The organism is Saccharibacter floricola DSM 15669 (genome assembly GCF_000378165.1).
In the GTDB taxonomy this organism is placed as follows: domain Bacteria; phylum Pseudomonadota; class Alphaproteobacteria; order Acetobacterales; family Acetobacteraceae; genus Saccharibacter; species Saccharibacter floricola.
This window is the reverse complement of sequence record NZ_KB899333.1, coordinates 97355-123500: the sequence shown is the minus strand read 5'-3', so window position 1 is coordinate 123500 and position 26146 is coordinate 97355. Positions and strand designations below refer to the sequence as shown.

The window sequence follows — 26146 nt, the reverse complement described above, 5'->3', positions numbered from 1 at the left end:
AACTATACAAGAACAGTAAAAAGGGAATTACGACACAACACAGAATTAAAACTGCTGCCCGAACCCAAAACGAATAGGATAAACGCGGTCACCACGTTCCTTATGAATAGGCACGGCACCATCAATATTAACAAGACCAAATGGGCTCTGCCACGAAACCCCCAAACCGCCGGCAACACGCGGTGTAAAGGTATTCCCATTAATAGGAGTAAAGAGTGACCCGTCCTGGCTTTGACTGGTATAATGGCGACGGACACGTGTCCCGGCCAAGCTACCAGCATCAATAAACCCACGACCGGAAATACCAAAGGAATCCCCCATCGGCAGTGGGAAGTTCAGCTGAGCAGAGGCCGTGTACATAAAACGCCCCCCCAACAGATCTTCCTGCCCACCATAGCCCGGTATCCATTGGCCGTTAGCACCGCGAATATGGCCGGAACGTGGCCCAACACCCCCTTGGAGGAAGCCGCGTAAATTCTGACCACCGAGATAGAAGTTATCAATAATATTACGGTCACTATGGCGGCCGCCCCAGTCGCCCATATAGCCAACACCACCCTTTAATTGGATCGTCCAGCTATGGCTCCCGGTAATATCATCAAGGGGAATATAGTAAGCACCCGTAAACTTGCCACGGGCATATTTTTCATCCCCGCCTAAACCAGCAAAATCACCCGTCGCAGACAGCATAAAACCAGAATGTGGGTTCATACGGTTATCGCGGCGGTCATATGTCAACGTCGTACTGATCTGGGAAAGGAGCGACCAACCTGCTGACTGCAACACGTAAATGGAAGAAACGTCATCTCTGAATCCGGGATACTCTGTATGCGGGTACGAATTCCCGACATGACGATCAACCAGCGTATAAGTCCATGACTGCGAGAGATAGCGGTTATACGCATAACCTAAACGCAGTGAGAGACCATATTGTCCTTCATTATAGCTCTGATATGTCTGATAATTATTCTGCACGAAATAAATATCAGCACCCGCAACAAAGTTACGCCCAAGGAAATATGGGTCCGTCAATGATAAATCGGCTTGCTTTTCATAATAGGCCACCGTACCGGAGAACCCTGCATCAACCCCTGTTCCAAGCAAGTTATGTTGCTTCAACGCGAGGTTCCCAAGCACACCCACGTCGGTTGAATAACCACCACCGAGAGAGAATTCCCCCGTCGGTTTTTCAGTCACATTGGCGCTTAGATCCACTTTATCAGGCGCCGAACCTTGGTTTTGATCCACTGAAACACTGCTAAAATAGCCAAGATCCTGTAACGCCATACGCGCATACTTGCGGGTCGACGGCGTGTAAGCATCACCCTCGGCAACAGGTAAGTTCCGGCGGATGACCGAATCACGTGTGATCGTATTTCCGTTGACGTCTAAACGCTCGACATAAACATGAGGGCCTTCGACAATGTCATAGAGAAGATTAACAATCTTCTTTTCAGGGTTACGAGCGATTTCCGTCCGCACCATAGCGAATGGATGGCCATTACCCTGCAACCAATCCTGCATATCGGTTGAGTTATTTTGAATAGCCGTTCCGTCGTAATATTGGTTCTTATAGACCTCAATGTGAGGTCTCATCATTTTCGCTGTTACGTGATGGATATTAGACCGCACATCAATCTTACCTAGCCGGTAACGTGGGCCTTCCTTAAAGGTAAAGGTGATGTAGAACGTCTTATGATCTGGCGACAGTTCACCCGTCGCATCAATCATACGGAAATCAACAAACCCATTATGCAAGTAGAAACGACGCATAAGCTCCGCATCATACCGCACACGCTCTGGGTTATATTCATCTGAAGAAGAGAAAAAGCGATACCAGGAAGATTCTTTAGATGATACGACATTCGACAATGCCGCTTCGCTAAAAGAATGATTGCCGACGAAGACAATTTTCTTCACGAGGCTTTGACGTGCTTCATTGATATTAAAAATAACATCAACACGGTTATGCGATAGGCGAATAATCTGCGGTGTCACCGTTGCACCATAACGCGCCCGACCCGCATACATATTCAAAATCTTTTGACGATCAGCCGCAATAGTCTGTGTTGAAAACACAGCACGTGGACGAAGGTTTAGTTCCTTCATAATTTCAGCGTCTTTAAGGGCGTGATTTCCCTCAAAAACAATACGGTTCACAATAGGGTTTTCAACCAGCTGCACCAGCAATGTGGAGCCTTCACGACGAAAGGTCACATCGCGAAACAATCCCGTCGCATAAAGTGTTTTTAACGACCTATTTAAGGCATCCCTATTGAAACTGTCACCAGGCTGCACCACCATATAGGAAAGGACAGTGCTTGTCTCAATGCGCGTATTGCCTTTGACAACAATAGATTCGGCAACACCCCCTTCAGGCACTTGGGAGGTGTCCTGCTTACCCACAGCAACGCTATGACGTGCAGCGTTCTGGTGGTGCCTTTTTGTGTGATAAGAGGTCTGACGATGAACAGACGCCGCCTCTGCATCACAAAAATAGGCAGGAAACAAGCAGGCCGAGGCCAGCAGAGCTAATCGGACGGCTACAGGCCGAAGACCTTCTATGCGTATTCCTGACAAAACCGGTATTCCTCGTCCCAGATTCTTATAAAGACCCTATCGCGCCATGTCTTATGCGAGGTATCTGAAAACTCACCCTCTGCGCAAGAGATACATGCGAAAAGAAGCAAACACTAAGGCCTCATAATGACATTTTTCGCATATTCTCACATGTCATCTCTTACCATTGCACTAATGCTGTGAAAATACCCAATGAGAGATGCTTTCAATCTTGTGGAAAAAACCTAAATTTCTCAAGTCATTATATCCCGTAAATAAGAACAAGACTAAGACAAGGCTTAAACCAGCTTGCAGAGCATATCCCTGCACACGCTCAGATACAGGGCGCCCCATAATAGCCTCTGCCGCATAAAAAACCAGATGGCCACCATCAAGCATCGGGATCGGGAAAAGATTAAAGAGACCCAAACTCGTTGAAATAGCAGCAACGAACAGCAGCAAACTCACCCAACCATAATGGGCCACCTGTCCAGAGGCGTGGATAATACCAATCGTCCCCGAAAGCTGAGACGCGCTACGCTGGCCACTGATAATCTGCCACACGCTTTGTAAAACCTGCACACACAGATCCCACGTTTTTTCAAAAGCCATAGGGACGGCTTTATAGAACGGCAGCGCCTTACCGATAACAATGCTAAACCTAACACCCAGATAGCCCGTTTTATGACCAGTCTGCCCTTTTTCCCCTAGAGTAAGCGGCAACGCCAAGTCCTGCCCTTGGCGGCTCAAACCCAGTGTTACATTCTCTCCTGGATGAGCGCTAATCTGGGCCTGTAAATCAGCCACGCCCAAAAGCGTGCGACCATTAAGAGACGTCAGATGATCACCAACATGAAGGCCTGCTTTTTGAGCGACACTCCCTGGTTCAATCTCTCCAACATCTGGACGAACCTCAGAATGGCCATAAAAGCCAAATAATCCGATGAAAATGATAATCGTGAAAATGAAATTAAAGACTGGTCCCATGACCGTCACGATTGCGCGCGACAAGACCGGCTTTCTATGGAAAGCTTCATCATCGTCAACAGCCTCATCAGAAGAATCATCCCCTCCGAAGCCGTGCAGCTTTACGTATCCTCCCAAAGGAAGAGCGCTTAACTGCCAACGTGTTCCTGCACGATCATACCATGACGTAAGGGCCGGGCCGAAACCGATGGAAAAAACATCCACCTTAATATGCCGCCAGCGCGCCGCTAAATAATGCCCAAGCTCATGGACAAAAACGACCACGCTCAGCACTAAAATGCCTATAAGAATACTCTCAACCGTGTGCATCATGATCCCATCCGAGCGATCTGCTCACGCGCCAACTCACGCCCGCGCCGATCCCACTCATAAATATCGTCAAGTTCTTGTGGTTCTGGGTTGCTCGGCATCGCTTGCAATGATGCATCAATCAGCTCACCAATACCAAGGAAACGGATCCGTCCATCCAAGAACGCTTCAACAGCCACTTCATTCGCAGCAGAAAAAACCGTCGCTGCCATACCACCAGCGCGCAACACCTGTCGAGCAAGACGCAATGGAATAAAGCGCGTCTCATCAGCCTCTTCAAAGGTCATCGTCCCCATTTTTGCAAAATCTAAGCGTTCACAGGGTGTTTCCATACGCGTAGGCCACGCTAACGTGTGTGAGATGGGAATGCGCATATCTGCTGACCCCATCTGTGCCACAAAGCTTCCATCCTTATAGCGCACCATCCCATGCACGGCTGATTGTGGATGAACAAGCACGTCAATCTGCTGTTCATCAAGCCCAAATAGCCGGGCTGCTTCAATCACCTCAAGGCCTTTATTTGCCATAGAAGCCGAATCAATCGTGATTTTCGCTCCCATAGACCAAGTCGGGTGTTTCAGTGCTTGCTCTGGGGTTGCAACAGCCATTTCCTCACGCGTTGCCGTGCGGAAGGGCCCTCCAGAAGCCGTGAGGATAATTTTCTCGACAGAGGCTGGGTCATTATCGCCAAGGGATTGAGCAATGGCGTTATGTTCCGAATCAACCGGCAAAAGCGTAGCGCCCGCATCTTTCACGGCCTGCAGCATCACATCGCCCGCACACACAAGCGCCTCTTTGTTAGCAAGAGCGACAGCATTCCCGTTTTTGACAGCTTCCAGTGTTGGCGCGAGACCGGCCGCACCGGTAATGGCCGCCATCGTCCAATCTGCCTCCAAAGCACCTGCCTCAATCACAGCCTGACGCCCCGCCGCAACGCGCACACCACTCCCATCAAGAAGGGCTTTAAGCTCTTCATAACGGGTTTCATCATGGATCACCGCCCATTCGGCCTTTAGTTCACGCGCTTGCTGCGCCAAAAGCTGCGCATTTTGCCCACCAACTAAAGCACGCACCGTAATATCGTCCGCTATGCGTTTTAGCAGATCAACCGTTGACGTCCCGATGCTGCCAGTACTTCCCAATACGCTGATACGCCGCCGTCTAGGGCCATCTGTCATGAGACTACGCTCCTCACCTCACGTCATGTTTACGAAACATGTCGATCAAATACTGTTCACACTAACCATGATCGACTAACAAAACTTGGCTCTTCTTAGAGCAAGACTATCCAACCCCCAACAGCCATAAAGGCTTGTGGTGGCTCAAAAATGCAATCAATGCCGCTAAAGGTGCTGCCAAAAGAAGACCATCAAAACGATCTAATAAACCGCCATGCCCCGGGATAAGAGCACCAGAGTCCTTAACGCCAAGACGACGCTTAAACGCACTCTCGCCTAAATCCCCACATTGAGCGGCCACACCAACCACGGCTCCCCAAAGGAAAGCAGAGCCACACCAATGCCCCATGGCACAATAGGCAATCACGCCGCCCATAAGAGCAGCCCCTACCAACCCACCAATAGAGCCAGAAATCGTTTTCCCCGGAGAAATAGAGGGCGCCAACTTCGCTCCCCCTATAAGCCGTCCAACCGCATAGGCACTGCTATCACTTGCTACGACAACAGCCATAACGAATAAGGTTTCATACAACCCATCGGGGCGAGCACGCAAATAGAGTAACGCGCTTCCTCCGATAAGGGAGACGAGAACAGCCCCCCATAGACGCACACCAAAGAAAAGCGCCGCCAGAGCAAGATAGAGAACGCTTAACCATTGTTCTTTAATAGCCAAAACACCGGCACAAAATGGCCATAGTAAAAGCAAAGCGCCACGCAAACAGCGCATCTTCTGCCCAAGTAGCGTGGCTCCTTCCCAGACCATCCCCACCATAACGGCCAAGATAAGGGCGTCATACGCCCAGCGCCCATACCATAAGCAGGCCACCGCCACAGGAACCAAAACAGCACTCGACAACAGACGCTTCTGAAGTTCCGTCACGATGATGCTTTCTCCTCTCCTGAAGGTCTTCCGCCAAAACGACGCTGACGACGTGCATAACGCTTTATAATTTCTGAAAAGTCACTCTCCTGAAAATCAGGCCATAGTTTTTCTAAAAAAATAAGCTCAGCATAAGCCGATTGCCATAAAAGGAAATTGGACAGACGCTTCTCACCACTGGTTCGTACAATCACGTCAGGATCGGGAATATCATGTGTTTGCAGTGAGGCACTTAAGGCAGCTTCATCAATATCATCAGCATGAAGGAGGCCTGCTTCAACTTTACAGGCCAACGAGCGAGCAGCCCCGACCATCTCAGCACGACCACCATAAGACAACGCTAAAAGCATCGTTAAACGCTTATTTTGCGCTGTTTTTTCTTCCGCACGTTGGAGCTCCTGACATACAGCAGCACCGAAATGCTCCGGCTCTCCAATAATGCGCAACCGCACACCTTGGCGGTGCAAATCAGCGAGTTTGTGCTTGAGATAAAAACGCAGCAGAGACGTCAACTCTCCCACTTCCTCATGAGAGCGACGCCAGTTTTCGGAAGAAAAAGCGTACAGCGTGAGGAACGGCACCTCATTTTTCAGGGCCGCACGCACGCAACGCTGCACGGCCTCGCCGCCTTCCTTATGGCCCTGCGCTACAGGCACACCACGGCGCCGCGCCCAGCGCCCATTACCGTCCATAATGATGGCGATATGCCGCGGTGTCACCTCTGCCCCTAGCGTAGTAGAGGCAGAAGAGTGAGAAGAAGAAGTCAACGTCTTACCGCCATCAGACCTGCTTGATGTCGCGTTCTTTATCAGCAAGAATCGAATCAACCTTGCTAATATGCTCGTCTGTCAGCTTCTGAATAGCCGCTGTCCAGCTCTTCATATCATCCTGACTGATCTCGCTTTTCTTTTCCTGCGCCTTTGTCGTGTCCATACCATCACGACGCACGCCGCGCACAGCAATACGAGCATTCTCAGCATAACGAGCCGCAGCTTTGGCCATCTCTTTGCGGCGTTCTTCCGTCAACTGTGGGATCGGCACCCGAATGGTCTGCCCTTCAGCGGCAGGGTTTAGGCCTAAACCGCTATCGCGAATAGCACGCTCAACAGCCCCAACCAGAGCATTATCCCAAACAGAAACCGTCAACATCCGTGCTTCTGGCACGGCAATCGACCCCACCTGAGACATCGGCATGACAGAACCATACGCTTCAACACGAATAGGCTCGAGCAAATTTGGGCTTGCACGGCCTGAGCGTAACCCCGAAAGGTCACGGCGCAAACTCTCAAGAGCGCCTTCCATACGACGCTTTAGGTCTTCAAGGAGATCATTTAATTCGACACTCATGGATAATTCCTTTCGTTTAAGACAGTACTCTCTCGCAATAATGTCTTAATCTTAAGAGCCTGAAGGCTCTGTTCCCGTGCTCTTTTCGACAATCCGGGTAAAACGCCCTTCTCCACGCATCGCCGTCGCAAAAGCGCCTGGAGCATGAATGTTGAAGACGACGATAGGCAAGGAGTTCTCTCGTGCCAAGCTCACCGCCGCGGCATCCATCACCTGAAGATTACGAGCAAGCGCATCCATATAGGTTAGCTCATCATAACGCTCCGCATCAGGATGATGACGTGGGTCGGCGGCATAGACACCATCTACCTGCGTGCCTTTAAACAGAGCGTCACACTCCATTTCGTTAGCACGCAATGCGGCAGCTGTGTCGGTCGTGAAGAATGGGTTCCCTGTGCCTGCTGCAAAAATTACAACGCGCCCTTTTTCCATATGACGCACAGCACGACGGCGGATATACGGCTCCGCAATCGATTCCATCCGGATCGCTGTCATCACACGCGTTTCAATCTCACGCCGCTCAAGAGCATTCTGGAGCATCAGAGCATTGATGACCGTTGCGAGCATTCCGGCATAATCGCCTTGAACGCGATCCATTCCCTTAGCGGCAGCAGCTAATCCACGGAAGATATTTCCCCCGCCAACAACCAAGCAAACTTGCCCGCCTTTAGCCGCAACCGCAGCAATATCGGCGGCCACCATGTCCACCATTTCGGGATCTACACCAGAAGACCCCTTACCCATTAACGCTTCACCTGACACCTTGAGCAGGACGCGTTTATAGGGAAACTTCTGTTCTCGCGCAGCGGTGCTCATATCGTGCCGGCTCTCTTAACTCTGATGTCTTTGAAAAATACGGTTCCCTCTACATACAGAGCCACGCCTCTGGGAACAAGTCAGAGAGCGCAACTCCTTTGCGAAAAGCTTAGCCATACTCATCAAGACCCAGTGCACGTAAACGGGCTGTCTCCTTATCCCACTCGGCACGTTCCTTCACATTCAGGAATAAATGACAAGGACAGTCCAGCAATGGCTCCAGATAATGCCGTGCCCGCGTGCCAATTTCACGGATTCGATTGCCTCTTTCCCCAATCAAAATAGCCTTATGACCAGGGCGAGAGACATAAATCGTCACATCAATCCGCACCGACCCATCACGACGTTGTTTAAACGATTCTGTTTCAACCGTCGCATGGTACGGGATTTCTTCATGCGTTTGTAAGAACACTTGCTCACGCACCATTTCAGCAGCCAACAAGCGATCAGGCAAATCTGTTAAATCATCTTCAGGGTAAAGATATGGACCTTCTGGCATAGCTCGCGCTAAATGATCCAAGAGCTCGTCCACACCGTCACCAGAGCGTGCGCTGACCATAAAAACCTGGTCAACTTTCAGCGTATCACTCACCTCTTGCGTTAAAGGCAGGAGCTGCTGTGGGGTCACCATGTCTGTCTTGTTAAGCACAAGCCAAATGGTACGCTTGCTCTCGGCGAGCCGTCCCATAATCTCGCGCACATCATCAGCCAAGCCACGCCGCGCATCAATCATAAAGAGCGTCAGGTCAGCATCCTGAGCACCACTCCACGCCGCGTTCACCATTGCCCGGTCAAGCCGTCGTTTTGGTTTGAAAATCCCTGGAAGATCAACAAAAATTAGCTGCGTCTGCTCCCGCATGACGATGCCCAATGTCCGAAAACGCGTTGTCTGCGCCTTGGGACTAACAATGGAGAGCTTAGCGCCCGCCATGCGGTTAAGGAGCGTGGATTTCCCAGCGTTGGGCGCCCCTACGAGCGCAACGAAGCCACAACGTGACGAGAGGTGATCAGGCATGCTTTTTCTCCTGCCCTAACTTATGAAGCAAATCTTTTGCTGCAGCACTTTCGGCCAAACGCTTACTTCCCGCTTGCCCATGCCCAGTGTGACCCATTGCTTGCACCTGCACACAAAAAACAGGAGCATGAGACGGCCCATCAGACGATACCATTTCATAACACGGCAAAGACTCACCGCGGCCTAGCAAAAACTCTTGAAGCAATGTTTTAGGTTCTTTATGCGGGCGCGCCCCACTCTCGATGCTCTTTCCCCATAGCTGCCGCACAATGCGGCGCGCAGGCTCTAGGCCACCATCAAGATAAATCGCCCCTAAAAGAGCTTCCATCGCATCGGCGCGAACGCTTGCAAGTGTGCGAATACCGGCCGCCTCTTCATGTTGTGCGATATGGAGCATATCTGCCAAGGAGATCGCATCCGCAACCTCTGCCAACACAGGACGAGAGACCAGATGAGCATGCCGTGCCCCTAAGGCCCCTTCTTGCTCCTGAGGATAGCGCTCAAAAAGCCATTCAGCCATCACCAAGCCAAGAACGCGATCCCCGACAAACTCAAGACGCTCATTAGAGCCTTGCCCTTTCGTGTGAGATCGCTTGGATTGTTGCCCAGAACGCCCCTTTCCCTTAGGCGGACGACGCGACAAGGCTGAACGATGCGTCAAAGCCTCATGCAACAGCTCGGAGCGCGCAAACTGATAATGCAGCAAACGCTCAATCGTTTGAGCTGGATTCCCCTGCTCTGCCATTAATGAACACCGTGCAAAAAACGCCCCCAACGGATCTCGGCAGGCCAATACCAGAACTGCCAAGATGGGTGCTTTAGATCAATAGAGAAGAGAACGAATTGCGCATGCCCGACGAGGTTTTCAACTGGCACAAATCCTAGATCACGATCAGACGCACGAAGAAAATCATTCCCTGCAGGCGCCGCACATTTCCCTGTTTCACGCCCACCTTGAAAACGACTATCGGAACTATCGTCGCGATCATCACCCATCGCAAACAGACAACCCTGCGGCACGACATACTCAGTTGTGTTGTTCGCTGGCCCTTCATCCGTCAGCTTCAACACATCATGGGTGACTGAACCCTTGCCATTCTCACGTGTGAGCGTCTCCCGGTAGCGTTCACCCGAAAAATTTGTTCCCATCTCATCACGGAACGAATAAGCCCCCATCGACTGCCGTGGAAGCTCCTGACCATTCAGGATAAGCTTCCCTGCTGTGACACGAATATGATCCCCAGGCAGGCCAACAATACGTTTGATATAATCAATGGATGTATCTTGCGTGTAACGGAAAACTGCGACATCCCCGCGATGTGGCAAACTGCCAAAAACACGCCCTGAGAACAGTGACAAGGAAAACGGGAAGGAATAGCGTGAATAGCCGTAGCTCGGTTTCGTCACGAGCACAAAGTCCCCAATTTGCAAGGTTGGGATCATCGAGCCGGACGGAATATTAAAAGGCTCAATGAAAAAAGAGCGCACCCCAAAAATCACGACCACTAAAATAACAATCTGGCGCACAATGTCGCCCCAGTTTTCCTGCTGGTCTGGCTCCGCGCCCTTATTATAAACACTCATACCGTTCTCCTACTCCCGATAAGACGCTTCGGAGAAGCGGTCTTCACTACGCCCATAGGTATCATCTGAACCATGATCGCGCACTTGTATAATCACCTGAGCCATCGCGAAAGGCGGATCATCACTTAAACTAATAAAGAGTTCCGGCACCATACCCTGCGGCACCAATGCCCATAAAGCACGCTCAGCGGCTCCACTCACATAAAGCCGTGGAGCGCCATTATGGTGACGACCAACAGAAATATCCTGAAAGGAAACCCCTTTAGTAAAACCCGTTCCTAACGCTTTAGCGCACGCTTCTTTCGCAGCCCAGCGCTTAGCATAACCGCCAAAGCGAACACTCCCTCGCAAGCGCTCCACATAAGCGCGCTCATCTTCAGTAAAAACACGTTCCAAAAACGCATCCCCATGGCGAGAGAATACGCCTTCAATACGCGAGATCATGCAAAGGTCAACGCCCATCCCCACAATCATGGCCGTCACCCCTTTGCTCTTTCCACCTGTATAACGCCATCAGCCACCCGGAAAGCCGCTAAAACTGTCGCCATATGTTTGAGATGTTTAACCTCAATATCGACGAGAATCTCCATAAAATCGAGCTGTCGATTGGTAATGCGTAAATTCACCACACTGGCCTCATGCCGCGTGGCCAAATTGGTCAAAGCAGCCAAAACAGCCGGGTCATTCCCCGCAACGACAGAAAGACGTGCTGTGTAACGTGGCGCATCTTTACGCGTGCTATCAACGGCTTCTTCATTCCAAGATACTTCTAAAAAGCGCTCCGGCGTCTCTGCAAAGACAGAAAGATTATGACATTCCCGCCGATGCACCGTCACACCGCGACTCTGTGCGATAATCCCTACCACACGGTCACCAGGGATGGGGCGACAACATCCGGCAAAATGCACCTCAATGCCACGTCCAACACCGTTAAGGATGGAACCCTCATACCCTTTATGATGATGGACGGGCCGTTGATCCACCCGCGCTTCCAACCGAGGGGAAAGCCCTGGCACCACACGCGGTGCGCGCCCTTGGCGGGCAAGCTCAGGATAAGCCGTTCCGACAACATCGCGTGCTTCAATCTGCCCAGCACCGACAGCCACGTAGAGATCAGTCAAACTACGCTGCTTTAAGGGCTGTAAGATGCGTTCCAGCACCTTTTCCGACCCATCAACGCTCTTCTGCCGGAAAGCCCGCGCAATCGCCCCGCGTCCATTATCCAAATGGCTTTGCCGCTGCTGAAGCGCTACAAAACGCCTGACACGCGCACGCGCTTTGCCTGTAACAACAAACCGCTCCCATGATGGAGAAGGCGCCCCACCACGCGCCGTCATCACATCAACCTGGTCACCATTTTCGAGCGTATGACGCAAAGGGACAAGACGCCCATTGACCTTAGCGCCCACGCAACGATCCCCAACTTGGCTATGCACAGCATAAGCAAAGTCAACAGGCGTAGCGCCACGAGGCAGCGGAATGAGCTTTCCTTTAGGCGTGAAGCAAAAAACTTGGTCTTGATAGAGCTCTAGCTTCGTATTCTCAAGAAACTCATTAGGCTCTTGGCTATCTTCCAAAATATCGAGCAGATCCTGCACCCAACGCAACTTACGGGTGTAGGTCTCAAAGGTTTCTGAAAGAACAGCCGCTTCATTCTCTGCCGGTGTGCTTTGCTCTTTATAGGCCCAGTGAGAAGCGACCCCGTTTTCAGCAAGGTCATGCATCTCTGGCGTACGGATCTGCACCTCAATTTTCTGGCTATGAGGCCGGTATAATGTCACCCCCGTATGAAGGGACTGATACCCATTAGCTTTAGGCGTTGAAATATAATCTTTAAAGCGCCCAGCAATCATCGGATAAGCCGCATGAACAGCCCCCAACGCCGCGTAACATGTATCACGCGTTGGCACGACAATACGGAACGCCATAATATCGGAAAGCTGCTCAAAAGCGACATTGCGGCGTTTCATTTTCTCCCAAATAGAATAAGGAGATTTCTCGCGCCCCATCACTTCAACATCTTTGAGCCCGGCCTCTTGGCACAACCGCACGAGCTCACGACGGATCTGCTCAATCATATCCGCGCCCTGCCCGCGGAGATAATTCAAACGTGCACGGATCGTCGCATCAGCTTCTGGTTCTAAATTAACAAAAGCGACATCTTGGAGCTCTGTCTTAACGCGATCCATACCGATGCGCTCGGCAAGCGGGGCGTAAATATCCAGCGTCTCACGCGAAATACGTTGCCGCCGGTCAAGACGCTGCACATAATGGAGCGTACGCATGTTGTGCAACCGATCAGCCAACTTGACGATCAGCACACGAATATCACGCGACATGGCCAAGACAAGCTTACGGAAATTCTCCGCCTGCTTGGTGCGATCGGACTGTAATTCCAGCCGCGTCAATTTCGTCACGCCATCAACAATAGACGCAACATCCTGCCCAAACTGACGCTCTAGAAGCTCGCGCGAAACGCCAGTATCTTCAACAGTATCATGCAGGAGACCCACCATGATGGACACGGGGTCCATACGGAATCCTGCCAAAATATTCGCAACCGCAATCGGGTGCGTAATATAAGGGTCACCATTATCGCGGCATTGCCCTCTATGCGCTTCTGCTGCAATCGCATAAGCCGCCTCAACCTGAGCGAGGTCAGCATAGGGATCGTAACTTTTGATCCGTTCCAACAAACCACTGATGGACGGACGGAACGCATCAGCAGGGAGGCTCTCCTCGGCAGGATGCCGTTCCTCCAATGGAGAGATGGGAGAAGACGGCATGGTCATCATGGTGCAGCCTCTACCTGCTGATTACGATCCAAGACACACAGACATAAACGCGTTTTAGCGGCGCCCACGCCCTGTCTCTGTCGAATCAGCAGCCTTATGAGACGCTTCTTCTTCTGCAGAGACATCCTGCAAACCAAAGATATTCTGATCAGTTGGGATCAAATCCATCACTTCTTCATCAGCAGGCTCAACCTCAGGCTGATGACCCATTGAGCGCACAATACCATTGCGTAGCTCATCAAGATTAACGTGATCTTCTGCAATCTCACGCAAGGCAACGACAGAATTCTTGTCGTTATCACGTGAAACCTTCATTTCTTCCCCACGAGACAGGCCGCGCGCGCGCTGTGCAGCCAGCAGCACCAGCTCAAAGCGGTTGGAAACCTTCTCAATGCAATCTTCGACCGTTACGCGCGCCATAAAACTGGCTTCCTCTTCATCTCAGAAACAAATCACTGCCCACTCACAACCATTGCTATTATCTAAAATGGTTGTGAGTTTTCCCTTCCAGTCTATCATGAAGCATTTTATTGACGCAATGCAAAGCTGGCTTCTTGTCTTTCTCGTAGTAAAACGATACGATTAGGCCATAAAGCAAAATTGTTATATAAAATTATCGATTTTGCTTTATAGCGGAGCTGTCGCCCTTTCATCTTTTAAAAATAACGTGAGATATGTCTAATCTTCTTCTCAGATCAAATGACCGTACATCCCTTTTCATTAATGGAGCGAGCCTCCATCACGCAGCTCGCAACCTTGGTTTTGAGGTCGATTTTCTAGGATTGCGCGCCCTTTTCGAGCGCTCCTGCATGTTCCAGCGCGCTTTTTATTATGCCGCTATGCCCGAAACAGAGGATTATTCCCCTCTGCGTCCCCTCACAGATTGGCTTGCCTATAATGGTTACCATCTTGTGACTAAAACAGCACGAGAATTTACCAGCCATTCCGGGCAACGGCGCGTAAAAGGTAACATGAATGTAGAGCTTGCCGTTGACCTCATGGAGCAGGCCCCTCATCTCGACCATGCCGTTATCATCAGTGGTGATTCGGATCTGCGCCGCGCAGTCGAGGCTATTCAGGCACAAGGTACGCGCGTGACGGTCATTTCATCCGTGCGGACGACACCACCTATGATTGGTGATGACCTGCGCCGTCAAACGGATCATTTTGTGGAGCTGTCTGACATCGCGCATCGCTTTACACGACGCAACACCGACCCACGCGCTGCTGCTGCCGGGCCAGCACCTGACGTGCGCCCTCGCGGCCCCATCCGCCACCCTGCAGATTATGATGACGACGAAGACGAAGATTGAGATCAAAGCTCTTTCGCTTTTTCATAAGTCAGATCAACCCCTTCCATTCTCCAATGGTGGGGGTTTTTCGTAAGTTCATCACGATATGTATAACCAAGGGGAAAGTGCCCTCTTTCCTCAGTTGGCTCATTCAACACACGCTATTTTTTACGAATACACCCAGCGCTCATAGCCCATCTGAAGCCTACTCCTTTCAATAGACCCCACAACATTACTGCTCTTGAGAGGAAGTATTGGTCGATTCGCTGCTCCCAAAAAACCCGGAAAGTCAACCCAACGACCATTTATCGTTCCGCGCACGCTAGCATCCTGTTTTATGAAGCTAAGGTTTTTTGGGTTTCCACAAAGGTAAAGTTCTTTTTCAAAAAGTTCCGCGTTGCCAAAAGCTCAACACGGATAATACGGAGTGACCCGAGAGCAAGGGCAAGATCTCGACGGGCTTCGATATCAAGAGTTTGGTGAAAGAGCATCCAAAGCTCACCCTGCTCTTCACGAAATTCTTGCTCAGAATAATCCTCTCCTTCGATCGCCCCCTCTGCGTCCATCTGCACAATTTGTCCCACCAGAAGTTCTGCCTCTTGGAGGGCACTTAAAGGCAAACGTCTTTCTTGCACATGGTTACGGATCATCAGTAGGTTTCGCCCAACGGTCATGACAGAAAGCGTTCCGCGTAATACGGCTTCATAACTTTCTTGAGGAATTTTACCAGCAAGGCGCAGGGTTTGCTCCATTTGCTGGGTCGTATCATCCACCCAATCATATTCCGTCTGGCGCTCTGCCAAACCGTTACTGAGACGCTTCATCCCTTTAAAGAGCTGACGGCGCAACATGCGCCACGTACTTTGCAGCGTAAATGGGAAAATAACGCGGAAGCTCACCACACCGCTAAAAAGTGCCAAAAGAAGCGCTACGGATGTATTGACCCACGTGATCTCATCAATATGCGTATTATTATCAAGCTCCATCACCCAAGGGAGGAACATGGTGTACCCCGCCCCCATCACCACAAAAGGTTGCGGAGCTCGCAAAGCCAGCCCACCGAGGAAAAGAAGCGTCCCGAGAATAAGAGCCAAGACTTCAAAATTCGAAGTCATCGGCATGATGATAAAAACAGGGACAATACTCGCTAAAACAGCAACGCATGCACCATAGAAAAAGAAACGACTTGCAAGAACCATGTCGTCAAACAAGGAAAAACGCGCACATGCCACCGCGATGAGTGCCAAGTAGGTTCCCCCATTAGACCATGCCGTCACTTCCCATACAAACGCTCCCCAAATCATCGCAACAAATGTTCGCGTCCCGTTAACCCAGGCCATTCCCCAGTCTGGATGACGGTGCAAGCCCCGCGCTTTCGGCGCTGCAATATGTTGTGTTCCTGCATAATGTGACGATAACATCGCGCAGAGATCTTCGAGAAGAACCTCCACACCAGTGAGAACAATCCCCTCTTGCAAAGCTGCGCTATCATCGCGCGGCAGGTAAAGTGCTAATTTTTTCCGACAACTTCCAAGCATTGTCTCCGCATGCCGAAGTGACTCTTCGGCAAGTGAAGCATCTAAAAGCAAAGGAGCAATTGCATCCATTCCAGACGCAAACTCCTCAAGCTCATCCTTCAAAGAAGGAGAAAGACGCCCTACGGAGAGAATACGCGAGCGTAAACCCAGCCCGCGCGACAAAACCACAGCCACTCGACCAAGTGTCATATAAGCGCGGTCAGCATGACGGCCTATATGCTGTGTATCAATTCGAATAAATTCGAGCTGATCGTTAAAACGCTGCAAGGCCCCCAAAAGCAACGATAAGCGAGCTTCACTGCCTTTTTCGCGCCGGATCACACTCCCTAGAGCCTGCGCTGAATTCTCCAAAAGATGAGTTAAATCGCCTTCAAGCTGTTTTTGGGCCGCTTTCGCTGCCCCGGGAACACTCACCATGCCCGCGACCATCTCACAGACCACACCGAGAATGATGTAAGTGCCGCGTTGCATCGCAACGTGAAAAACTTCCCCCGGCTGCGTTACGGCATGCATGGCAATAATGGCCCCTGTGTACCCAGCCAGTACCAATGCATACGCACGGAAATTATCCGTCATGGAGGCAAAACCCGAGCAAACCCCCATCCACAACGCCAGCATTGGGAAAAATAACCACGGATGCTGAGGCACCAGCCCAATCATCGTGATTCCACCAACCATGCCAACGAGCGTCCCCGCGATACGCCAGCGCCCTTTGGACATACTCATACCGCGCGAATCCCGCGCGACAATCCAAACAGTCATGGGAGCCCATTGCGGCTGACCAAGCTCCATCCACATTGCAATGCCTAGAGCAACGAGAGAAGCGATGGTCGTACGAAGGGCAAAAAGGACGGCATTACGGGTGGAAGGCTGAAGCTTAATCGACCCCAACGACACCGTATCTCCTCCTTCTGCCCATCATGGCGCAATGTTTAAAAAACGCCTCACCATGAGCGCTTCAAACGGGCCTGTCTATATGCTTAAAAAAATATATCTATAACAATCATCGCAACATGGGCGGTCTGCCCTATGCGAGAGTGTATTATAAAATAAAATACAAACTTCTCTCTAAAACGTGAGATTATTCCGCTATATGGCCCTTCCATAAGGGATGGTTTTCCTGATTCCCTTCATCCATTTCGGCACACGCACCACGATACAACACAGCATCAACGCACCGTAAAAAGCAGACATGTCGTTTAATGTTTTAAAAGACAGGTAAAAATGCACCATCGCACATAAAGCTGCTGGGAATACCAGCAGATGCAAGCGCTTCCAGCCGCGTTTTAACCAGCGCATGGCCCAGCGGTTAGAGGTCAATGCTAAGGGCAGTAGAGCCGTAAAAGCTGTCATTCCTAGGATAGTGAATGGCCGATGCGTCATATCCTTGAGCAGGATTGACAGATTAAACCCCGCATCAAGTCCCATATACGCCACAAGATGAAAGCTCGCGTAAAAGAAAGCCAACAGCCCTAGCAAACGACGATAGCGCAGAAAATTGAGCCCTGTTTTTGCGTAAAGAGGCGCCACGCACAGGCACAGCACCAAAAACCGAAAAGCCCATAGCCCAAGTTCCCGCTCAAAGACATTGACGGGATCGGCTCCAAGCTGCCCATCAATCCCTTGTTTTAATAGCCAGAGTGCCGGCAACAAGCCAAGCGGATACAACACAAACCGCCAATGCTTCGTCACGCCATATCTCAGCTTCTTTCCCTTAGAAGATCCCTCAGTAATCCTCACGGAGATCCATTCCTTGGTAAAGGGAAGACACTTGCTCGCTATAACCATTAAACATCAAGGTTGGCTGGCGTTTTTCACCAAACAAACTATGGCTGCCAATAACGCGCTCTTGCGCCTGGCTCCAACGTGGATGATCCACCTCTGGATTCACATTAGCATAGAAGCCATATTCTTGCGGAGCCAGCTGGTTCCATGTCGTTGGTGGGGGCTCTGCGACTAAACGGATACGGCGGATCGCCTTAATGCCTTTGAAGCCGTATTTCCATGGCACAACGAGCCGTAATGGCGCCCCATTAGCATTGGGAAGAGACTCGCCATAAGCTCCAACGGCAAGGAAAGTGAGAGGATGGAGCGCTTCATCTAAGCGAAGCCCCTCTCGATAAGGCCATGTAATTCCAGAAAAATCATCACGCTGACCGGGCATCTCAGAAGGTCGAACGATACTTTCAAAGGCAACATAACGCGCCTGAGGCAACGGCTCTACTCTCTCTAACAGCTTATGAAGGGCGAGCCCGTTCCACGGTATCACCATAGACCACGCCTCCACACAACGCATCCGATAGAGGCGTTCTTCAAGATCAGCTGACCTCAAAAGATCCGCTACATCTATCTGCTGTGGCTTCTGCACGAGGCCCGAGATCTCTAGCGTCCATGGGAAAGGATGATACCCGCCTGAGCGTGCTGCGGGGTCTCCCTTATCCATTCCGAACTCATAAAAATTATTGTAATTCTGCACATCATCGCGTGGCGTCGGTGTGAGTGCAGCACTATAGGGGCCGGGATGTGTCTTGAGCGTGTCAGCTTCAGCAACGCGACGTGTCAACGCACTAGCCGCAGAAGCCCCTATCCCGGCCATAATCTGACGCCGCGAAAGAAAAAGAGGTCTTGGGGTGATCTCATCCTGAGCAGGACGAGGATAATCATAACGAGACACGGCAATCACCGCCCATAATGGTAAAAATCTACACGATAACGGGAGAATTTTCGGGAAAGTCTGTCAGCCCCCCTTGAAAATCCTGCCCTCTCTGACGCCATATGGGCATCCAAAGGAGGAATATCCATGTCAGATAAAAAAATTGGTTTCGTTGGTTATGGCGCAATGGCCGTCCCAATGGGTGAAAACCTCAAAAAAGCTGGTTACGATGTCGTCGCTTTTACCCCATCCGGCAAAGCTGCGGGTAAGCCTTCTAACGTGCCGATGCTCTCATCCCCACGGGAAGTGGCAGAAAACGTTGATGTCATCATTTTATGTGTGCCTGATGACAATGCAGAGAACAAAACCCTCAACGGTGAAAACGGCCTTCTCGCTGGTTTGCGTAAAGGGCAGCTTATTCTCGATACATCCACCGTCTCTCCCCCACAGGCTGATCATTTAGCAAAAATCGCCCATGAACATGGCGTTGACGTTCTGGATACGCCGATGTCCGGCAGCACACCTGAATCCGAACGCGGTGAGCTTATTATGCTTGCAGGTGGCACAGATGCCGTGTTGGAACGTGCTCGCCCAATTCTCGACATTGTGGGCCGTATCACCATTCATACCGGCCCTGCTGGTTCGGCTGCTCGCTTTAAGCTCGTCGTCAATGGTGTGATGGGCGCAACACTCAATATCGTTGCAGAAGGGCTGGCTTATGGTCTTTCTGAAGGCCTAGACCGCGATATGCTGTTTAACGCGCTGCAAGAGCTTGCCGTGATCAGCCCGCATCATAAGCGTAAGCTGAAAATGGCGCATAACAAGTCCTTCCCATCCCAGTTCCCGACCCGGTTGATGAACAAAGATATGGGGCTTCTGCTTGACGCAGGACGCAAAACAGGCGTTGATATGTCTGGCATGGCTGTTGCTGCTCAGAAACTGGCACGCTCAAACCTGAGCCATCGCGATGAAGACTATTCCGCTCTGTTCGCACAGATGGAAGCAGACGTCGCAAACGCCCCTTCATAAAACCATGCCTTGACGGAAGGGAAGTAGATACCTAGCTAAATGGTACCGCTTCCCTCTTCTTTTCCGAGGAATATACATCATTATGACTTTTAAACTTCCAACATTGCCTTATTCAGTCGATGCTCTTGCGAGTAACGGCATGTGCCAAGAAACCCTGGAACTCCACCACGGCAAGCATCACCAAGCTTATGTCACGGCTCTTAATGGATTTGTGGAAAGCAAGCCTGAGCTTGCTGGCAAAACGCTGGAAGAAATCATCACTTTCTCCCATGCTAACCCAGAACTAGCCCCTGTGTTTAACAATGCTGGTCAGCATTGGAACCACGGCATTTTCTGGAAGAGCCTTTCCCCAAAAGGCGGCCAGCTACCAGGTACGCTTGAGAAGAAAATCGTTGAAGATTTCGGCTCTGTCGATGCTTTCAAGACCGCCTTTAAGCAAGCGGCTGCAACGCAGTTCGGTTCCGGCTGGGCTTGGCTTGTTCTTGGCAAAGACGGCAAGCTGCAGGTGACGAAAACACCAAATGGTGGCAACCCTCTTGCTGAAGACCAAGGGCGTGCACTTCTCGGGCTGGATGTGTGGGAACATTCCTACTACCTAGACTTCCGCAACCGTCGCCCAGATTATATCAGCAACTTCCTCGATAAACTGGCGAATTATGAATTTGCTGAAGAGATGCTGAAATCCGCCTAATGTAAGGCCGGTAGCTCACAAAAAACCCTGCCTCTACTGGGCAGGGTTTTTTTATAGCCATCAATCAATGACGCTCTTTTAGTTATCGTTTGTTGGCTTATCGCGTGGGATAACCGTTGTAATGGTGCTGCGTACAATCTTCACTTTAACATCGGACGCAATTTCTACCTCAACTTCTTGAGAATCCTCACGTGTTGCCTGCACAACCCCGATGATTCCCCCAGCTGTTACGACCTTGTCACCACGACGCAAACCATTTTGCTGCTCACGCAATTCTTTCTGACGTTTTTGCTGCGGGCGAATCAGTAAAAAATAGAAAACACCAAAAATCAGAATGATAGGCCCATATTGCATCAAAGCTGTCGGGTTAAAGATACCGCCCGCATCAGCAGCATAAGCCGTTGAGAAAAAGAGATTGTTCATCGGTTTTTTTGATTCCATCCTGAAAAGAAAGAGTCCCGACCATATCGCCAAGGGGCTTTGCGTCAAGCATTCTTAATGAGAGAACTTATGCCCACTCCTGACTTGTCATCACTTCTTCCAACACTCACACGCATTGCGGAAAGTTTAGAGCGCCTTGCTCCTCCTCCCACAAACCCGTCAATTCTGGCAGATCCTTCTGTGGATGCGTTCCTCTGGCAAGAAGCTCTAGGCACGCTATGCCCTGTCCCCCACATGCGCGCCCAGCCACTTGCTCTCCTCTGCGGAATTGAGAGCCAAAAAGAACGCGTGATGGCTAATACGCGCTACTTCGCCCGTGGGCTAGAGGCCAATAATGTTATGCTTTGGGGAGCACGCGGGATGGGGAAATCCTCTCTTGTGAAAGCCTCCATAGCCGCTGTGAATGCTGAGCTACGTGCCGACAGCAAAGCACCCCTTGCCCTTATTGAAATTCCTCGCCATGAGCTGCGCAGCCTCCCTAAGCTGCTGGCATTGCTGCGCCAGAGCTCTCGGCGTTTCATCCTTTTTTGCGATGATCTCTCTTTTGAAGAGCAAGATGCCGATTATAAATCGCTCAAATCTGTCCTTGATGGTGGCATTGCTGGCCGTCCTGACAATGTCATTATTTACGCCACATCAAACCGTCGCCATCTCATGCCCCGCCGTATGATCGAAAATGAGTCGAGCGATGCTATTAATCCTTCCGAGGCCATTGAAGAGAAAGTGTCTCTCTCCGACCGGTTCGGTCTATGGATCGGTCTCTATGGGGCCTCGCAAAACGACTACCTCGCCATCATTGACGCCTATGCAAAAGAACGCGATCTGCTGATCGACAAGAAAGACCTCCACCGTCGTGCTCTTCAATGGGCGATGACGCGCGGCAGCCGCTCTGGCCGTGTTGCCATCCAGTTCATCACAGCGCTCAGTGCTGAGCTCAGCTCTCACTAACGCCACAAAAAAGGGCTGAGATTTCCCTCAGCCCTTCCTAGCATCTTCGTATAAGCTTTCTCTCTTAAAAAGCAGCGCTGACTGTTCCGAAGAATTGCCGTGGTGACCCACGCTGCATGGACTGATAATCCCCTTGGACAGGGTTATTATTCTCACCCATCGTCGAGATATATTTGTTGTTAAAGAGATTATAGACATTGAAGCTCACGACAACGTCACGCACCCCGGCAAGCTTCTTAAAGCGATACGACATACCCGTATTCGCCACCCAATAGCTACCAACAGACGTATCATTGAGGTAGCTATAATAACGCTTCCCGTAATAATTGGCGTCAAAATGGACGATAGCACCACGCCATGAATAGGCAATGGATGTTTTATACATCCATGCCGGATAGTTAACGATGTTCTTCCCCTTAAGATTCCAGCTCCCATTGGGGGTATTCACATCGCGGTCATAGGTGCCTTTATTATAGCTTAGGCTGTTCGTAATGCTTAGCCCAGGAAGAGGCATTACGGTAACAATCCCATTTGCCCCCGTCATTGAAATACGCCCAAAATCAATGACTTGAGAGACAGGATTGGTCAATGTCCCCACAGCTGCAGCGGAGAGCTGATGCAACAAAGTAGAATGATACACTGTGGCATCAAGCTGCACAAAATGTGACGTAAAACGATACCCGCCCATATACGTCCAGGCACGCGACGGCTTCGCAACGCTTTTCTGCTGCTGGAACGTCGCTTGATCCTGCACAGAATAAAGCGAATTCGCGACACCAAAACCAGATACCTCGTAAGCGCGCATATTTTCTGCGACATCAATATAGAACTCATTTTGACGATTCAGGTGCCAGTCTAGATTGAAGTGCGGTAGAAATGCGCGCGTTGCATTCAGTGTTCCATTCGGCAATTGAGACGCCCCCGTCCAGTCCGCATCATTTGCATTGGCTCCACCGGATGTTTGAGCGATCATCGAACGGAAACCCGCATTAAACGTCAGGCCGGGCAGAATATTTACCGTATCTTGAATATGTGTTTGGACAACATTCGTACGCCAGTCGAAATTATAGCGCTGCCGCCCTGCCCCATAGGTCGTATAAGGGCCAATCGCTTTTAACGGAGCCCCCTGACCGAGTGCTGGCTGGGGATAATTATACACCCCTGCCTGCTGGTTATCGTTTTCGTACCAAATGCCCCCTTCAATATGATGACGGCCTAGATGATACCGTAAACTAGACGAAATTCCGTAACGCTCCTGCCGATTCTGCCATACCTCTTCAGACAGCGGCACCTCAGCAGAGGTTGGGTCTTCATAGTCAGAATAGCTATAATACCCCGTCTGGCTATGGCCGTATAATGTCGTATGCCACGACAGACGATCGGTCAGGGCAAGATCCAAATTAAGACCGCCCATATAATTAATTTCACGCTGCCCACCATCATAAAGAGCTGTCTGGCAGCTCGAAATCCCCGGCGCACCACTATATCCCGGCACCGTCGGGTTGGAGTTATTCTGGCACTGTTGCGCGACACCGTAAGCCCGTTTGTAATCGGGATAGAGATGAGGCACACGCCATCCTAGATTTTGGATAATCCCCGCAGACAGATCAGGATAGTTCCATTGCTGCAAATCTGACCAATTAAAAAAGGCCGAAAGCTTGCTGCGCTCACCCAACGGCTGAACCAGCTTGGCATCAACCTGCTGCTGGAACTGACGCCCAGCGCCCTCCCACATGCCTGCATCGGTTCGCGCATAGGACGTGTAAAACTTTGTGCCGCTTTGATTCAAACGCCCCGAATCAAAGCGTATATAAGTCCGGTAAGAATCGTAACTCCCAAAACCTTGGCTGACTTTCCCGCCCATTTTGTCATTCGGATTAGACGATTCAAAGCGGATCGTCCCGCCCAGCGTATTGGTAGACGGCACATCCACCCCGCCCCCACCTTGGGACACTGTTGTCGAATCGATATCATCGGAAATAATGGCAGACGCCAAGCTCATACCCGCAACAGACTGATACGTCTGGTCATTAAGTGGCACGCCATCAACCGTCACCCCAAGCTGGTTCATAAAGAAACCACGCATATAGAGGTTTGCCCCAAAGCTATCGATGCCAAAAGGGTCTGTCGACATAAAGCTGACACCGGGCATACGGTCTAACGCACGATACGGGCTGGTGCCGGGCACATATTGCTTCATGATCGACTTTGGCACGGCCATCTCAGCCCCGTGGCTCACATGGCGATTGACCCGCACAGAAAGCGTCTCGGGCGATTGAGCCATCATCGACTTTTTCTTATGCGTCCCTGTACGATGTTTAGGCACAGTAGATGTCGACTGTTTTTTAGACATCTCACGCGCATGAGGAGCGACAGCGCTTTGGCCATAAGCCAGCCCTGTCCAAGAAAACATAACCACAGAGGAAAGGAGAAAATGTCGGCGCAACGCGTCAGGCACTCCACGTCTTGAAGAGTTTACTTCACATCACAAGAATGGCCTTTATCAACCATCCCTATAACAGGCGTATAGGCTTGTCCTACCCAGCTCCTCCCTCATTCGCCAAGAAAAAAGCCCTCGCCTATCCCTTTTCCGCATCAATCTGTGACATAAAGAACGCAATTCCTGAGGTAAGCTGCCTTTTTACTTCTCTTGTTGATTTTAGGAGACTGACATGCCCACGCCTTTTCGCCCACGCACGCTTCTCGTTTCCGCGGGTATTCTCATTAACTCTTCTAACGAGGTTCTACTTGCGCAGCGCCCAGAAGGGAAAGCGCTTGCTGGTCGTTGGGAATTCCCCGGTGGAAAGGTAGAAGCGCCCGAATCTCCAGAAGATGGGCTCATCCGCGAGCTTCAGGAAGAAATTGGGGTTACCGTCGCTGTCGAAGCGCTAGAACCCTTTACATTTGTGAGCGAAAATTGCGGAGCGTTCCATCTCCTCATGCCGCTTTATCTTATTCGCCATTGGGAAGGCACACCAGTTGGCCGCGAAGGGCAAGCTTTAGAATGGGCACCCGTCAGCACACTCGGTGACTACTCAATGCCCAAACCAGACCTGCCTCTTATTCCCAAACTTCAAGAACGTTTGGGCTAATACGCCCGTGCAGTCTCAAGGAAGGCGAAAGGCTTGTTGCGCTTGGCCGGGGATATCCGTTCTGAAAGCAAAGATCCCCCCAGCCTGCGGTTGTTGAGCGAGAGCTTCAGCACTAAGCCCTTTCCGCGCAGTGGTCACAAAAACCGTGCGATCATCCTCACCACCAAAAGCCACCTTCGTCACATTTGAGACAGGCAACGCAATTGGCTCCATCTCTGTTCCATCGGGGCGGAAACGTGTGATCTGCCCACCAGCCCATGTGCCACACCAAAGATTCCCCTGGCTATCGACAACAACGCCATCGGGGAACCCTTTGGTCAAACGGGCAAAAACACGCTTATGGATGAGGTTACCGCCCTCATCAATGTCATACGCATAAATACGCTGACGCGGGCTATCACAGGCGTAAAGAACTTTCCCACACGGAGAGAGAGCTGGGCCGTTTGAAATGGTATATCCATCATCCCAGTGGGCAATCTCTAGGGCGCCATTTTTATACTCAACACGGTAAAGAGAGCCTGTTTCACGCTCTTCTCCGTCATCCATCGTGCCAAACCAAATACGCCCCTGTGGGTCTACACACCCATCATTGAGGCGATTGCCCGGCAAATCTGGTTCCACAGCACAGGCATGAGAGAAATACCCTGTCTTAGGGTCAAAGCGATGAAGCCCATCAGGCAACCCTGCTAGGAAATGGCCATCAGTTACAGGCAGCAAAAAGCCTGTCCGATTAGGCGCATCCCACCCCTGCAATGTTCCGCTTTCTAAAAGATAGCGATAAACGCGATGCTCTAAAATATCGACAAAATAAAAAGCCCCTTCAGAAGCAACCCAAACGGGGCCTTCTCCAAGCGTAGCACGGAAATCTAACAAACATGTTGGCTCATGATGCACGAGCGTCATAGCGTATGCCTTTCTTTGTTTGAGATACTCTTTCGTCGCTCTACAGAAGAGCTTACACTATTTCTTAGGTTTTCAGGAGGTGTCGAAGG

24 protein-coding genes are annotated in these 26146 nt (G+C 50.8%); 5 read left to right on the top strand and 19 right to left on the bottom strand.

The features are described from left to right. Positions 1-45: 45 nt before the first annotated feature. The 13 genes from bamA to rpoZ form a co-directional block, all read right to left on the bottom strand. Complete coding sequence (gene bamA / locus F457_RS0100550) at positions 46-2580, bottom strand: outer membrane protein assembly factor BamA (RefSeq protein ID WP_018979176.1); 2535 nt, start codon at positions 2578-2580, stop codon at positions 46-48. A 171-nt stretch (positions 2581-2751) separates the two neighbouring features. Further along, positions 2752-3858: an RIP metalloprotease RseP gene (rseP, locus tag F457_RS0100545; RefSeq protein ID WP_026294046.1), complete on the bottom strand. Its 1107-nt coding sequence runs from the start codon at positions 3856-3858 to the stop codon at positions 2752-2754. Beyond that, positions 3855-5033, bottom strand: a complete 1179-nt coding sequence (dxr, locus tag F457_RS0100540; RefSeq protein WP_018979174.1) for a 1-deoxy-D-xylulose-5-phosphate reductoisomerase — start codon at positions 5031-5033, stop codon at positions 3855-3857. Before dxr ends, rseP begins: the two co-directional genes overlap by 4 nt. A gap of 106 nt (positions 5034-5139) precedes the next feature. Continuing rightward, on the bottom strand, positions 5140-5913 hold the full coding sequence (locus tag F457_RS11760) for a phosphatidate cytidylyltransferase (RefSeq protein ID WP_018979173.1): 774 nt from the start codon (positions 5911-5913) through the stop codon (positions 5140-5142). Continuing rightward, positions 5910-6680: a polyprenyl diphosphate synthase gene (uppS, locus tag F457_RS0100530; protein ID WP_026294045.1), complete on the bottom strand. Its 771-nt coding sequence runs from the start codon at positions 6678-6680 to the stop codon at positions 5910-5912. The genes F457_RS11760 and uppS overlap by 4 nt, the downstream gene beginning before the upstream one ends. Before the next feature lie 13 nt (positions 6681-6693). Continuing rightward, the gene (gene frr, locus F457_RS0100525; RefSeq protein WP_018979171.1) at positions 6694-7260 is read right to left on the bottom strand and encodes a ribosome recycling factor; all 567 of its coding nucleotides are present in this window, start codon (positions 7258-7260) and stop codon (positions 6694-6696) included. Positions 7261-7311: 51 nt separating this feature from the next. Further along, positions 7312-8076 (bottom strand): UMP kinase, encoded by a 765-nt coding sequence (gene pyrH / locus F457_RS0100520; RefSeq protein ID WP_018979170.1) that lies wholly within the window; start codon positions 8074-8076, stop codon positions 7312-7314. 109 nt (positions 8077-8185) lie between these two features. Continuing rightward, entirely contained in the window at positions 8186-9091 is a 906-nt protein-coding gene (era, locus tag F457_RS0100515) for a GTPase Era (protein WP_018979169.1), read from the bottom strand. Further along, on the bottom strand, positions 9084-9836 hold the full coding sequence (gene rnc / locus F457_RS0100510; RefSeq protein WP_018979168.1) for a ribonuclease III: 753 nt from the start codon (positions 9834-9836) through the stop codon (positions 9084-9086). Before rnc ends, era begins: the two co-directional genes overlap by 8 nt. Then, the gene (gene lepB / locus F457_RS0100505; RefSeq protein ID WP_018979167.1) at positions 9836-10675 is read right to left on the bottom strand and encodes a signal peptidase I; all 840 of its coding nucleotides are present in this window, start codon (positions 10673-10675) and stop codon (positions 9836-9838) included. Before lepB ends, rnc begins: the two co-directional genes overlap by 1 nt. Before the next feature lie 9 nt (positions 10676-10684). Further along, positions 10685-11149 (bottom strand): holo-ACP synthase, encoded by a 465-nt coding sequence (gene acpS, locus F457_RS0100500; protein ID WP_040920523.1) that lies wholly within the window; start codon positions 11147-11149, stop codon positions 10685-10687. Positions 11150-11154: 5 nt separating this feature from the next. Then, positions 11155-13470 (bottom strand): RelA/SpoT family protein, encoded by a 2316-nt coding sequence (locus tag F457_RS0100495; RefSeq protein ID WP_018979165.1) that lies wholly within the window; start codon positions 13468-13470, stop codon positions 11155-11157. A 54-nt stretch (positions 13471-13524) separates the two neighbouring features. Continuing rightward, on the bottom strand, positions 13525-13890 hold the full coding sequence (gene rpoZ, locus F457_RS0100490; RefSeq protein ID WP_018979164.1) for a DNA-directed RNA polymerase subunit omega: 366 nt from the start codon (positions 13888-13890) through the stop codon (positions 13525-13527). 254 nt (positions 13891-14144) lie between these two features. Between rpoZ and F457_RS0100485 the strand changes: the two genes are divergently transcribed. Beyond that, the gene (locus tag F457_RS0100485; RefSeq protein WP_018979163.1) at positions 14145-14783 is read left to right on the top strand and encodes a LabA-like NYN domain-containing protein; all 639 of its coding nucleotides are present in this window, start codon (positions 14145-14147) and stop codon (positions 14781-14783) included. A gap of 314 nt (positions 14784-15097) precedes the next feature. Here F457_RS0100485 and F457_RS0100480 read toward each other — a convergent pair whose 3' ends face one another. The 3 genes from F457_RS0100480 to msrP form a co-directional block, all read right to left on the bottom strand. Beyond that, positions 15098-17197, bottom strand: a complete 2100-nt coding sequence (locus F457_RS0100480) for an FUSC family protein (RefSeq protein ID WP_018979162.1) — start codon at positions 17195-17197, stop codon at positions 15098-15100. A gap of 192 nt (positions 17198-17389) precedes the next feature. Then, complete coding sequence (msrQ, locus tag F457_RS0100475) at positions 17390-17992, bottom strand: protein-methionine-sulfoxide reductase heme-binding subunit MsrQ (protein ID WP_018979161.1); 603 nt, start codon at positions 17990-17992, stop codon at positions 17390-17392. A gap of 34 nt (positions 17993-18026) precedes the next feature. Beyond that, a complete protein-coding gene (gene msrP / locus F457_RS0100470; protein ID WP_026294042.1) occupies positions 18027-18974 on the bottom strand; it encodes a protein-methionine-sulfoxide reductase catalytic subunit MsrP in 948 nt (315 codons plus the stop codon). A gap of 99 nt (positions 18975-19073) precedes the next feature. Between msrP and F457_RS0100465 the strand changes: the two genes are divergently transcribed. After that, positions 19074-19982 carry an NAD(P)-dependent oxidoreductase gene (locus F457_RS0100465; RefSeq protein ID WP_342661925.1) on the top strand — a complete coding sequence of 303 codons (909 nt, stop codon included), beginning with the start codon at positions 19074-19076 and terminating at the stop codon, positions 19980-19982. An 82-nt stretch (positions 19983-20064) separates the two neighbouring features. Beyond that, the gene (locus tag F457_RS0100460; protein ID WP_018979158.1) at positions 20065-20673 is read left to right on the top strand and encodes a superoxide dismutase; all 609 of its coding nucleotides are present in this window, start codon (positions 20065-20067) and stop codon (positions 20671-20673) included. A gap of 78 nt (positions 20674-20751) precedes the next feature. On the opposite strand, the gene yajC is transcribed toward F457_RS0100460, so the two are convergent. Beyond that, positions 20752-21096 (bottom strand): preprotein translocase subunit YajC, encoded by a 345-nt coding sequence (gene yajC, locus F457_RS0100455; RefSeq protein ID WP_018979157.1) that lies wholly within the window; start codon positions 21094-21096, stop codon positions 20752-20754. Positions 21097-21183: 87 nt separating this feature from the next. Here yajC and F457_RS0100450 point away from each other — a divergent pair, with 87 nt between their 5' ends. After that, complete coding sequence (locus F457_RS0100450; protein ID WP_018979156.1) at positions 21184-22062, top strand: ATP-binding protein; 879 nt, start codon at positions 21184-21186, stop codon at positions 22060-22062. Between the two features lie 64 nt (positions 22063-22126). Here the strand turns inward: F457_RS0100450 and F457_RS0100445 are convergent, their stop codons facing one another. After that, positions 22127-24475: a TonB-dependent receptor gene (locus tag F457_RS0100445; protein WP_083912683.1), complete on the bottom strand. Its 2349-nt coding sequence runs from the start codon at positions 24473-24475 to the stop codon at positions 22127-22129. A gap of 259 nt (positions 24476-24734) precedes the next feature. On the opposite strand from F457_RS0100445, the gene mutT reads away from it, so the two are divergent. Then, a complete protein-coding gene (gene mutT / locus F457_RS0100440) occupies positions 24735-25154 on the top strand; it encodes an 8-oxo-dGTP diphosphatase MutT (protein WP_018979154.1) in 420 nt (139 codons plus the stop codon). 15 nt (positions 25155-25169) lie between these two features. Here mutT and F457_RS0100435 read toward each other — a convergent pair whose 3' ends face one another. Then, positions 25170-26057 (bottom strand): SMP-30/gluconolactonase/LRE family protein, encoded by an 888-nt coding sequence (locus tag F457_RS0100435; protein ID WP_018979153.1) that lies wholly within the window; start codon positions 26055-26057, stop codon positions 25170-25172. Positions 26058-26146 lie beyond the last annotated feature (89 nt).